The following is a 10,558-nucleotide window of genomic DNA, read 5'->3' as shown; positions in this document are numbered from 1 at the left end:
GCCCCGAGGGGGATTGGGCGCGGTGGGGCGTGGGGGCTGTGTCGTTCCTGCTGCTCGTCCTCGCGCGCGAGTGGCTGCCTGGGCTGCGCTCCCTGGTGGGTGAGGTGCGAGACATCATTGAGTTCGTCCGGGCGCGACGCGCGGCCCGGTCCGCGCCGGCGAGCCCGGCGTCATGAAGGACGTGAGGCATTCGATGTCGAAGCCCGACCTGGTCATCTCCATCGTCAACCACAGCAACCCGGAGCTGCTGCACGACTGCCTGCGGACGCTGTACGCGACGACGCGCGAGTGCACCTTCGAGGTGTGGGTGGTGGACAACGCCACGGATGGACGGGGCGTGGAGGCGATGCGGCGCGACTTCCCGCAGGTGCGCTGGCTCTTCAACACCGCGCGCAAGGGGTTCTCCGCCAACCACAACCAGGTGCTGCGGCAGGTCTCGGGGCGATACTTCTGCATCTTCAATGACGACACCATCGTGCACGAGGGGGCGTTCGATTCGCTCGTGCGCTTCATGGACGAGAACCCGCGGGTGGGGATGGCGGGCGCGCGGCTGTTGAACGCGGATGGCACCATCCAGAACTGCACCTTCCGTCCGATGTCGTTGTCGGGGCAGTTGTTCGACCTGGTGTTCCTGCCGCGTCCGTTGCACTTCCTGAAGCGCAAGGACATCGACCCGGCGCAGTACGGGCACGAGGAGGCTCGGGTGAACTGGGTGCTCGGCGCGTGCATCGTGGTGCGCGAGGAGACGTTGGCGGAGGTGGGGCTGCTCGACGAGGCGATGTCGCCCCTGGGGAACACGGAGGACACGGACTGGTGTGTCCGGGCGTGGAAGGCGGGCTGGGAGGTGGCCTTCTGTCCGGAGGCGGTGATTACGCACCTGACGAGCCGCTCGTTCCGTCCCTCGGCGACGGGGCCGGACAAGGTGCGCGTGGAGCTGTGGCGCACGCGGGTGGCGTACTTCCGCAAGCACCACGGGCGGATGCGCGAGTGGATGCTGCGCGCCATCCTGGTGGGGACGCTGCCGTACAACTCGCTGGTGTTGACGCAGACGTTGCTGCGAGGGCGCATGGAGCTGACGGAGTACCGGCGGCAGCTCGCCACGTTCCTGCGTATCTCCGAGATGGGGCTGCGGACGCGGGTCTGACGACATGCCCTTCTTCTCCGTCGTCATCCCCACGTACAACCGGGCGCGGCTGTTGGAGCGGACGCTGGCGTCGGTGTTCGCGCAGGAGGAGCGGGACTACGAGGTGCTCGTCGTGGACGACGGCTCCACGGATGACACGCTGGAGGTCCTGTCGCGGCTGGGCGAGCGTGTGAAGGTGCTCCAGCAGGTGAACGCGGGACCGGGAGTCGCGCGCAACCGGGGCATCGAGGCGGCCCGGGGCGAGTACGTGGTGTTCCTGGACAGTGACGACCTGTGGTTCCCGTGGACGCTGTCGTCGTATCGGCAGGTGCTCGAGGAGCACGGGCGACCGACGGTGGTGATGGGCACGTCGGTGACCTTCCGTGACGAGTCGGAGCTGGCGCGGGTGGGCCGTGAGCCCGTGCGCGCGTCACCGTTCGCGGACTATCTGGCGAGCGCCCTGGACCGGACGCCGCGCACGGCCTGCGTCCTGGCGGTGCGGACCGAGGCGCTGCGAAAGGTGGAGGGCTTCACGCCGCTGCGCATCGTCGCGGAGGATTATGACCTGCTGTTCCGGTTGGGGACGGAGCGCGGCTTCGCGTGGGTGCGCTCGCCGGTGATGGTGGGCTATCGCCAGCACCACGGCTCCGAGTCGACGATGCTGGAGTCGGCCCATCAAGGCATGGCGTACCAGTTGATGCAGGAGCGACTGGGGCGCTATCCCGGTGGACCCGAGCGCAGGCGCGAGCGGCTGGAGATGCTCCTGTACGCCACGCGGCACGTGTCTCACGTGATGGTGGACCACCAGCGGATGGACCTTGCGCTGGACTTGTACTGGCGGGGGCTGCCGTTCCATCGAGAGGTCCCTCGGTGGCGCTATCTGTTGGGGTTCCTGCCCAAGGTGGCGGTGAGGCGGCTGGCGCACGTCGTCCGAAGTCACTGAGCCCGGCCGAGCGGCCAGGGCCTTGTCCGTCCGGAGTGGCTCCACAGCAGGCGACCCTACGGGCTGCCGGACGGAGCGGGGTCTGCGCATCTTCCGAGGGACGTTGGTGTGGCCCTTGCTCGGAGGCTGGACATGGACCGGGTCCGCTCGAAGAGGACGGTGACGTCTCGCAGGTCGCGAGTCCAGCGACGCGGGAAGGTGTGGGGAGGCATCGACCTGGGCGGGACGAAGATCGAAGCCGTGGTCATCGACGGGCACGGCAAGCCGATAGGGCACGCGAGGCATCCGACGCCCACGCAGGGCGAGCCGGAGGACGTGGTGCGCGAGATGTACGGCGCGCTGGAGGAGGCGGTGCAGACGGCGGGGCTGCATGGAGGCCTACGCGGGGCGCGGAAACATGGAGCGCGAGGCGCGCAAGGCAGAGGAGAAGGGTGAGAAGACGCAACTGTTCGAGCTGATGCGCAAGAAGCGGCGCACGCGGTTGACGAGCAGCATCTGGAAGAAGGCGCTGGAGGAGGAGGACCCGCTGGCGACGAAGCTCATCGAGCGCGCTGTGCACATGATGGGCGTCGGAGTCGCGTCGGCCATCAACCTGCTGGATGTGGAGGCGGTCATCCTGGGCGGAGGATTGGGCTCACGACTGGGTGTCGAGTATGCCGGGCGGATTCATGAGGCCATGAGCCCCCATGTCTTCATGACGGAGCGACAGCCCCCGGTACTGGTCGCGGAGTTGGGCGAACTCTCGGGCGCGATTGGCGCGGCGCTGCTGGTCGAGCCTGACGTGACGTAGTCCGTGCCCACTCGATGGGGGTTGAGCGATACGGTCGGGCGAGAGCGCCGCAGATGTGTGGACTCTGCTCCGCCTCGCCGGGCAAGATCACTTCGCGTGGACAGGCCACGTGAATGCTCGACGCGGGGGGACCGTGCACACCAAGGACGTCTTCTCGACGGTCGCACTTACAGGTGGGGCGCTGCTCGGATTGATTGGGATTCTGGGGATGCGCGTGTTTGTAGGGGCCGCCGTCATGGGTCGATTACCCCTGGGGTGGCGGGAGTGGGGGCAGTTCATGCTCCTGCTCGGGGGCATCAAGTCTCGCCGCTTCCAGTTGTTAGGCATCGCGTGGTTCTTCGTGTGCGGAGCCCTCGCGTTCGGGTTGATCATCGCGGTGATGCTCTACGGCAAGCGGACGTATGGTTGGCCGTGAGGGTCGATTCTGGAGAATGAGGTCAACGGCGGATGAGCTTCTTCCGAATTCGTATCGAACGAGTCTTCGAGCCCTCGGAGGTGCGAGAGCAGACGGAGGCCCGATTGGCGAGCTGGGTGGGGCCCTTCAAGGTCTCGCCGGGCCCGGGGTCTGCCGGTGGCGGCGGGTGGTATCGCGGTAGCAGGGATGGCGCGCGTCTCCTCGTCAGGCGCGACATTCCGCTGGGGGAGTACCTGGTGACGCGGATGGGGAAGAACATCGCGTCCCGGTTGGAGGTCCTGGCGGATGGGCGCGTCCGCCTGGTGACACGGCTCGGCGCGATGGCGGTGGTGCGCTGCCTCACTGGCTCGCTGGTGGCCGCGGCCGGGGTCTTCCTGACGTATGGTGTGACGCTTGCGTCGTGGGGGGTGGTGATGGTGATTGCTCTTGGAGTGACCTGGTTCTTCTATTCAGGAGGCCAGCGGGTCCACCAGGAGTCGGACGCGCTGACGGCCTCACTGGAGCATTTGATTCAGTAGGGAGTGATGGCTGGGTCAGACCGGTCTGGATTGAACCCGAGTCTCCGCGTGGGGCTTCACGGATTTGAGCCGGATGCAGGGGTGCTCGACGAGTCGCCAGGACAAGACGGCGAGCAGGAGCGTGGGGAGGAACGCCAGGGCTGCGTTCCACCACCACGGCGTGGCGCCGTTCATCAGCGCCGCCACCGCTTGCTGCACGGGGAACGCGTAGATGTAGAGCCCGTACGAGAAGTCCCCGTGGCGCCCGAAGCTCGCGAGTCGGCTCGGGAGGAAGGCGAGGTAGACCACCAGGTACGCGCCACAGGAGCCCATGGCGATGGACAGCCCCTTGCCCAGCAGTGACGTGGCCACGAGCACCAGCACACAGCCCGCGGCGATCCACGCGCTCATCCTCACGCGCTCGCGCCAGAGGTAGAGCACCAGCCCGCCCCCGAAGGCGAGCCCCAGGTTCGGCCAGAACCCCAGCCGCCCGATGTGCAGCAGCGACAGCCCCGCCGTGACACACCACCCGACCAGCGCCAATTCCTTGCGCAACAACCCCGTGACGCCCAGGCCCAGCACGAGCAGGTAGAAGCCCACCTCGTACTTCAGCGTCCACAACGAGCCGTTGACGGCTCCCGGGTACACGTTCCCCTCGAACACCCCGGGCAACATCCACTGCGGCTCCACCAGGGTGAAGTTGCGCAGGATGAACGTGTACGTGTCCTTCGACGTGAAGTACTCCGCCAGCGGGGACGCGGTGAACACGGCGCCGAGCACGAAGACAGTCAGCAACAGCGACACCGCGAGCCCGGGGAAGATTCGCAGCGTGCGCGCCAGGAGGTACGCACGAACGTCGGGCTTGCGCTCCCAGCTCCGCGTGATGAGCACGCCGCTGATGACCAGGAACACCGCCACGCAGACCAGCCCGAGCGAGAGCTGTCCGCGCGTGAAGTCCATCAAGGGCTCGGGAGCCTTCGCGGCGCCCTCGCCCAACGGAAACGCGTGGCTGACGATGACGCCCGTGGCCGCGGCGAAGCGCAGGAAGTCCAGGTTGTTCCCCCGGCCTTCGAGACACTCACCCAAGGTGCGACGTGACCGGAGCGCCATGAATGTCAGTCAGCGCGACTCGTGCAGCTGCGCATACGGGCCCTGCACCTGAGCCCAGCGGCTCGCCAGCACGAACAGCACCTCGCGCACCGAGTCTCCCCGGAGCGCCAGCGCCGGACTCGCGAGCCCCGCTCCCACCAGCCGCGCGCACTCCTTCAGTCGGGACAGCGCTCCCATGCGTCGCCCCAGGTAGCGCGCCTCGAGCGTCTTCTCGCTGCGCACCACGCCCATGATGAGTCGGATGAAGTAGCGCGTCTCGAAGCGGCTGCTCGGGATGACGTGTCAGACCTTCAGCGTGGGCCCGTAGATGCGACGGTGGCCCGCCTTGCCCAGCAGGTACCCGAGCTCGATGTCCTCGCCGCTCACCATCAGCTTCCCCAGCCGGCCCGGCATGAGTCGCTCCGGCGTCCGCCAGGGGACCGCGTCCAATATCGCCGAGCGGCGCATCCACAGCCCCGCGCCAATCGTCGGCGCGAGCGTCGCCTCCGCTCCGAAGTCGATGAGCGCATCCCCCATCCGGTGGTTGATGGCCAGCAGGTGCTCACGCCGCGAGATGCTCGGCGGAGGCGGCGTCTCGTACCGGGGATAGATGCGCGACACCACCATGCCGACGCCCGCGTCCTCGAAGTGCGCAAGCCCGTCGGCGATGAAGTTCGGCTCGGGGATGTTGTCGTCATCCAGGAAGCAGATGACCTCGCGCCGCGCGTTGTGGATTCCGCACAGGCGCGCGAAGAGCAACCCCTGGCGAGGCTCAGCGACCACGCGCACGTCCACGCCCCGGCGACGCAGCTCCGCGACCGACGCGCTCTCCTCCACCACGCGCGCCGTGCCGTCCGAGGAGTTGTTGTCCACCACCACCACCTCGAAGCACCCGCCCGGCGCCTGTTGCTCGACCAGGGCCTGCAGCGGCGCCTCCACGCGCTGGGCTCCGTTGTACGTGGGGATGACCACCGTGACGCCCGGCGAACTCATGGACGCGCCCCGGTCTCACGAGGACGCGCCCAGAGCAGCCCGTTCACCTCGCTGCTCCAGATGCCTTGCGTGACTTCGTAGCCCAGCGCCGCGAGCCGCTGCTCGCACCAGGCCTTGCCGTCCGGCCGCTCCCGGGTGCGATGCCACTCCATGATGAGCGTGCGGATCTTCAGGCGCGCGAATCGCGGGTCTTCCATCAGCGCGTACTCCCCGCCCTCGATGTCCATCTTGAGCAGGTCGATGGGCTCGTCGCCGATGGCCTCGAAGAAGTCGACCAGCGGCACGCGCAGCGAGCGCCCCTCGCTCGCATCCACGATGGTGGACGCGCTCTCCGCGTCGATCAGGCCCACCTCACCCGCGCTCACTCCCGCCGCCGCTCGGTGCAGGGACACTCGCGGCGTCAGCGCGTTGAGTGCCAGGTTTCGCTCCAGCATCGCCAGATGGACGGGGTGGGGCTCGAAGGCGACGACGTGCGCGCGCGGGTAGTGCTTCGCCCAGAACAGCAGCGAGTGTCCGCAGTTCGCCCCGACATCGACGATGCGCAGCGTGGCGTCCGACTGCACGGAGAACGGGGGACGGTAGACCTCCGCGACGAACATCTCGTACGCCGTGGCCAGGTCCTCGGCGGGAGGCGGCCTCAGGGAGAGCCTCTCCCCCGAGCGCAGCTTCACCGTCACCTCACGCCCCAGCGGCATCGCCCGCCAGGCGAGATACCGGAGCTGGCTCAGCGGCGTCAGGTGGTCCCTCAGTCGTTGCATGGCATTCCTACGGAGACAAGACGCCGGGCGGGAGCGCCCCTCGGGTCAACAGCCAGTCTCGCAGCTTGAGGCAGGGTTTCTCCACCGCGACGTAGGTCACCCACGAAACGCCCAACGTCAGGGCGAGGTACGCGAGGAGGTCCAGCCCCCACGCGCCCAGGCGGAGGTCCAGCCGCTCCACCCCTCGCAGCACGAGCCCGTGCCAGAGATACGCGCCATAGGACAGCAGCGCGATTTGATAGACGGCCCAGCGCGGGGCTCGGGAGAGCTGGAGCGACTCGAGGCCCACGAGCACTCCGCCGAAGCCCACCGCCAACCCGGCGAACAGCCCGATGTGGTTCGTCGTCGTCACGATGGCGCCGTGGTGCCCCACCGTCAGCGCCAGCACGCCCACGCCCGCGAGCCCACACATCATCCGCCCTCGCGGAGACCAGCTCCGCCACGTGGGCGCGGTCTTCGCCAGGAACACGCCGATGCCCAGCCCATCCAAATGCAACTCGGTGGACCAGGGCGCGAGCGTGTCCAGGCTCGACATGCTGACGTCCGCCGGCAGGCCGCGCGAGAAGAGCCATCGCGCCGCGACGCTCAACGCCACCGAGCCCAGCCACGCCCACGCGGGCCAGCGTCGCCCACCCAGCGCGAACGCCAGCAGCGGCAGCACCAGGTAGAAGTGCTCCTCCACGCACAAGGACCAGCTCTGCACGAAGTCGCGCGGATGCCCGAAGTTTTGGAGGAACAGCGCGTAGTGCCAGCCGCCTCCCACGAACGGCGTGCCCACCAGCCACGGCTTGAGCGCGTAGAGCGCGAGCACCACGAAGTACAGCGGCAGCGTGCGCATCCAGCGCTTCATCCAGAAGGTGCGCAGCTGCGCACCCAACGTGGGCCCATCCTCCGTGGCGAAGACCTGCCGACCCACGAGGTAGCCCGAGAGCACGAAGAACAGGTCCACGCCCATCCACCCGTGCGCGAACGCGAAGCGCACCGCGTACGGCACGGCGTCATGCACCGCCGCGGGCGCATGGAACACGAGCACGCCGAGGATGGCGATGGCCCGCAGCACATCCAGCCCATCCATGCGCCGCGGGGACGCGTGCTCGCCACTCAACGGGTTGCTCCCGACGGCGACGGCCCGTGGGCTTGTAGGCGGATGGATGTCCTGGGAGGCATGCGCAAGAGGTGGGCGCATTGTGTCCCCCGACGCGAAGCCGTCAACAGCGGACGACGAAGGGCCTGCCAGCAGGGCCGGCCTCTCGCATTCTCCGCCGACGAGGAATCGGTTCCGTTCGAGGTCAACAATGACACGCCGCAGCCCGCATGGTTGCTCGGCGAGGGACGACTCGTGCGACATCCGAGTGTCGCACAACGACATTCATTGACGCGCCGTGACGCTCACCGTCAGCATGACGGAGGCGGCCCACCTCGATGATCACCTTCTTCGTTGCCTTCCTCGTTTCGCTGATGGTCGCCCTGGGGCTCACGTACGTCGTGCGCAACCAGGCCCTGGCGTGGGGCTGGCTCGACCAGGCCAATTCCAGCCGCAAGGTCCACGTGCGGCCCATTCCCCGGCTCGGTGGAATCGGCATCGTCGCGGGCTTCTTCGCGCCCCTGTGCGCGCTGTTCCTGGTGGACTCGGGCGTGGGGCACAACTTCCGCTCCCACACGGACCTGGTGATGGGCCTGTTCGTCGGCGGTGGCGTCATCGCCGCGCTCGGGCTCTACGACGACCTGCGGGGAGCTGGCGCGCGGCTGAAGTTCAGCGTGCAGTTCGCGGTGGCGCTCGGCCTGTATGCGCTGGGCTTCCGCATCGAGGTCATCGCCAATCCCTTCGGCCCCGAATTGACGCTGGGCGCGCTGAGCCTGCCCTTCACCGTGCTGTGGATGGTGGGCGTGGTCAACGCGCTCAACCTCATCGACGGGCTGGATGGGCTCGCGGGCGGCGTGGCGTTCTTCGGCGTGAGCACCAACTTCATCCTCGCGCTGTCCCGAGGTGACGTGCTGCTGTGCCTGCTGATGGCGGCGCTCGCGGGGGCCATCCTCGGGTTCCTCGTCTTCAACTTCAACCCGGCCTCCATCTTCATGGGGGACACGGGCAGCATGTTCCTGGGCTTCGTGCTCGCGGCGGTCTCCATCAAGACGAGCACCAAGAGCGGCACCGCCGTGGCCATGCTCGTGCCCATCATGGCGCTGGGCCTGCCCATCATGGACACGCTGCTCGCGGTGATTCGCCGCTCGCTGCTGGGCCGCCCGCTGTTCAGCGCGGACAAGGAGCACATCCACCACCGCGTGATGAGCCGCATGGTGCTCAGCCACCGCTCCACCGTGCTGGTGCTGTATGCCCTGTGCGGCCTGTTCATGCTCACCGCGCTGGGGCTGAACTTCGCCAACAGCGCGCAGAGCGCCCTGCTCCTGTGCGGCATGGGCGTGGTCATCGCGGTGATGATGCGCAAGCTGGGCTACCTGGACCTGGGACGGGCCGGGGACATGCAGCAGCGCCGTCAGCGAAACCTCCGGCTGCGCTCGGTGGTGAAGCAGGTCATCGGCTCGGTGCGTGAGGCTCGCTCGCCGCAGGAGGTCTGGAGCGCCGTGCGCCCGCTGGCGGAGGTGCTGGGCGTGTCGCGCCAGGAGCTGCGCTTCCAGCAGGCCCACGACGAGCTCGTGGAGGGCATCGTCTTCGAGACCGAGCGCGCCGCGGGGCTGTCGCTGCCCTTCGAGCGGAGGCTCGAGGTGAAGGACGAGGACCAGGTGCTCGGCGCGCTGCTGCTCGTCTGGCGCGATGGCCGCGACGCCATCGACCGGGACGAGGAGCTGGCGCTGGAACTGGTGGCGGACGCCATCGCCGAGCGCGCCGTGAAGTTCCTGTCCGTCGCGGACGCTGAACCCGGGCGCGTCATCGCGCTGCGCCGATGACGACCCGCCCAGGCCCGAGCCCCCTCGTCGGGCTGCTGCGCGCCTGGCCCGAGCCCCCGGAGATTCGCGCTCCCCAGGGCGCCGACGCGGACACCTTCGTGCGGAGCGCCGTCCGCCACGGGCTCGCCGGGTTCGTGGCCCACGCGGTGGGGCAGGCCGGGTGGCAGCTCCCCTCGGAGTCGAGCGCGCTGCTGCGCCGGGAGTCACTCGCCGGCGCGGCCCGCTCGCTCCAGGTCAAGGCGCTGTTGCTCAAGAGCCTGGAGGCGCTGTCCCGCGAGGGAATCGTCCCCGTGTCGCTCAAGGGCTACGGCCTGGCGCTGAGGCTGTACCCGGACCCGCTCCAGCGCGCCACGCGCGACGTGGATCTGCTCGTGTCCCGCACCGAGGTGGCGACGGCGGTGCACCAGCTCTCCAGCCTGGGGCTGACGGTGCGCCCGTCGCGCGATGGGCGCCACTCGGACGTGGACTCGCACCACCTGGAGCTGGAGGGGAAGGCGGGGCTCGTGGAGCTGCACTTCCGCGCGCTGGCGGGCTGGGGCAGGGCGCTCGAGGGCGATGCGCTGCTGGCGCGCGCGGTGGAGGGCACGGTGGATGGCCAGCGGGTGCGGTGGCTTTGCCCCGAGGACGAAGCCGTCTACCTGGCCCTCCACGCCAGCCACCACCTGCTGCAGCGGCTGGCCTGGCTGTTCGACCTGAAGCTCCTGGCGGCGCGGGGCCTGGACTGGGACCGCGTCATCGAGGGGGCTCGGGACTCGGGGCTGCCCCAGCTCGTCTTCCACGGCTGGGAGGTCGCACGGCGGCTGTTGGGCGCGCCGGTGCCGGAGGATGTCCTCGCCGCGCTCGCGCCCGCCTGGTGGCGCAGGCGCCTGGGGCGGCGGTTCTTCTCCGAGCCTCGCCTGGTGGCGACCGAGCTGGTGCACAGCCGGCCTCGCTGGATGGCGGCGAAGCTGCTGCTGTCGCCCGAGCCCGGGGCGATGGTCCGCTATGCGCTGCGGCGCCTGGACACCCTGCTGCGCGGCCCGCCGGACAGGTGAGCGGGTGGG

At 69.0% G+C, this 10,558-nt stretch carries 13 protein-coding genes; 8 read left to right on the top strand and 5 right to left on the bottom strand.

The genetic code is table 11. The features are described from left to right. Positions 1-193: 193 nt before the first annotated feature. The 6 genes from FL311_RS36455 to FL311_RS36435 all read left to right on the top strand — a co-directional run bounded on the left by FL311_RS36455 (position 194) and on the right by FL311_RS36435 (position 3,789). On the top strand, positions 194-1,144 hold the full coding sequence (locus FL311_RS36455; protein ID WP_141332289.1) for a glycosyltransferase family 2 protein: 951 nt from the start codon (positions 194-196) through the stop codon (positions 1,142-1,144). A gap of 4 nt (positions 1,145-1,148) precedes the next feature. Next, complete coding sequence (locus FL311_RS36450; RefSeq protein WP_141332288.1) at positions 1,149-2,066, top strand: glycosyltransferase family A protein; 918 nt, start codon at positions 1,149-1,151, stop codon at positions 2,064-2,066. Between the two features lie 132 nt (positions 2,067-2,198). After that, a complete protein-coding gene (locus FL311_RS45655) occupies positions 2,199-2,501 on the top strand; it encodes a hypothetical protein (RefSeq protein WP_228557318.1) in 303 nt (100 codons plus the stop codon). Then, on the top strand, positions 2,464-2,856 hold the full coding sequence (locus FL311_RS45650; protein ID WP_255510392.1) for an ROK family protein: 393 nt from the start codon (positions 2,464-2,466) through the stop codon (positions 2,854-2,856). Before FL311_RS45655 ends, FL311_RS45650 begins: the two co-directional genes overlap by 38 nt. 235 nt (positions 2,857-3,091) lie before the next feature. After that, positions 3,092-3,271, top strand: a complete 180-nt coding sequence (locus FL311_RS36440) for a hypothetical protein (RefSeq protein ID WP_141332287.1) — start codon at positions 3,092-3,094, stop codon at positions 3,269-3,271. Between the two features lie 32 nt (positions 3,272-3,303). Then, complete coding sequence (locus tag FL311_RS36435; protein ID WP_141332286.1) at positions 3,304-3,789, top strand: hypothetical protein; 486 nt, start codon at positions 3,304-3,306, stop codon at positions 3,787-3,789. Between the two features lie 15 nt (positions 3,790-3,804). Here the strand turns inward: FL311_RS36435 and FL311_RS36430 are convergent, their stop codons facing one another. Genes FL311_RS36430 through FL311_RS36410 form a run of 5 tightly spaced genes read right to left on the bottom strand, consistent with a single transcriptional unit; the run spans position 3,805 to position 7,713 of the window. Then, a complete protein-coding gene (locus FL311_RS36430; RefSeq protein ID WP_228557316.1) occupies positions 3,805-4,854 on the bottom strand; it encodes an acyltransferase in 1,050 nt (349 codons plus the stop codon). 33 nt (positions 4,855-4,887) lie between these two features. Beyond that, entirely contained in the window at positions 4,888-5,109 is a 222-nt protein-coding gene (locus FL311_RS36425) for a hypothetical protein (RefSeq protein WP_141332284.1), read from the bottom strand. A 51-nt stretch (positions 5,110-5,160) separates the two neighbouring features. After that, complete coding sequence (locus tag FL311_RS36420) at positions 5,161-5,850, bottom strand: glycosyltransferase (RefSeq protein WP_141332283.1); 690 nt, start codon at positions 5,848-5,850, stop codon at positions 5,161-5,163. Next, positions 5,847-6,608, bottom strand: a complete 762-nt coding sequence (locus tag FL311_RS36415) for an FkbM family methyltransferase (protein ID WP_141332282.1) — start codon at positions 6,606-6,608, stop codon at positions 5,847-5,849. Before FL311_RS36415 ends, FL311_RS36420 begins: the two co-directional genes overlap by 4 nt. A gap of 7 nt (positions 6,609-6,615) precedes the next feature. Further along, complete coding sequence (locus FL311_RS36410; protein ID WP_228557315.1) at positions 6,616-7,713, bottom strand: acyltransferase; 1,098 nt, start codon at positions 7,711-7,713, stop codon at positions 6,616-6,618. Between the two features lie 317 nt (positions 7,714-8,030). On the opposite strand from FL311_RS36410, the gene FL311_RS36405 reads away from it, so the two are divergent. Both FL311_RS36405 and FL311_RS36400 read left to right on the top strand, forming a co-directional pair. Further along, entirely contained in the window at positions 8,031-9,515 is a 1,485-nt protein-coding gene (locus tag FL311_RS36405; protein ID WP_141332281.1) for an MraY family glycosyltransferase, read from the top strand. Next, the gene (locus FL311_RS36400) at positions 9,512-10,549 is read left to right on the top strand and encodes a nucleotidyltransferase family protein (RefSeq protein WP_141332280.1); all 1,038 of its coding nucleotides are present in this window, start codon (positions 9,512-9,514) and stop codon (positions 10,547-10,549) included. The genes FL311_RS36405 and FL311_RS36400 overlap by 4 nt, the downstream gene beginning before the upstream one ends. The last annotated feature ends 9 nt before the right edge of the window (positions 10,550-10,558 follow it).

It is taken from the genome of Myxococcus sp. AB025B, from assembly GCF_006518215.1.
Lineage (GTDB): Bacteria > Myxococcota > Myxococcia > Myxococcales > Myxococcaceae > Myxococcus > Myxococcus fulvus.
The sequence above is the reverse complement of the archived record's forward strand: the minus strand, read 5'-3'. Positions and strand labels throughout refer to the sequence as shown.

Bases quoted from the DNA above. Each gene is read 5' to 3' on its own strand.
- FL311_RS36455 (WP_141332289.1), top strand. From the start codon at position 194: ATGTCGAAGCCCGACCTGGTCATCTCCATCGTCAACCACAGCAACCCG.
- FL311_RS36450 (WP_141332288.1), top strand. From the start codon at position 1,149: ATGCCCTTCTTCTCCGTCGTCATCCCCACGTACAACCGGGCGCGGCTG.
- FL311_RS45655 (WP_228557318.1), top strand. From the start codon at position 2,199: ATGGACCGGGTCCGCTCGAAGAGGACGGTGACGTCTCGCAGGTCGCGA.
- FL311_RS45650 (WP_255510392.1), top strand. From the start codon at position 2,464: ATGGAGCGCGAGGCGCGCAAGGCAGAGGAGAAGGGTGAGAAGACGCAA.
- FL311_RS36440 (WP_141332287.1), top strand. From the start codon at position 3,092: ATGGGTCGATTACCCCTGGGGTGGCGGGAGTGGGGGCAGTTCATGCTC.
- FL311_RS36435 (WP_141332286.1), top strand. From the start codon at position 3,304: ATGAGCTTCTTCCGAATTCGTATCGAACGAGTCTTCGAGCCCTCGGAG.
- FL311_RS36425 (WP_141332284.1), bottom strand. From the start codon at position 5,109: ATGGGCGTGGTGCGCAGCGAGAAGACGCTCGAGGCGCGCTACCTGGGG.
- FL311_RS36420 (WP_141332283.1), bottom strand. From the start codon at position 5,850: ATGAGTTCGCCGGGCGTCACGGTGGTCATCCCCACGTACAACGGAGCC.
- FL311_RS36415 (WP_141332282.1), bottom strand. From the start codon at position 6,608: ATGCAACGACTGAGGGACCACCTGACGCCGCTGAGCCAGCTCCGGTAT.
- FL311_RS36405 (WP_141332281.1), top strand. From the start codon at position 8,031: ATGATCACCTTCTTCGTTGCCTTCCTCGTTTCGCTGATGGTCGCCCTG.
- FL311_RS36400 (WP_141332280.1), top strand. From the start codon at position 9,512: ATGACGACCCGCCCAGGCCCGAGCCCCCTCGTCGGGCTGCTGCGCGCC.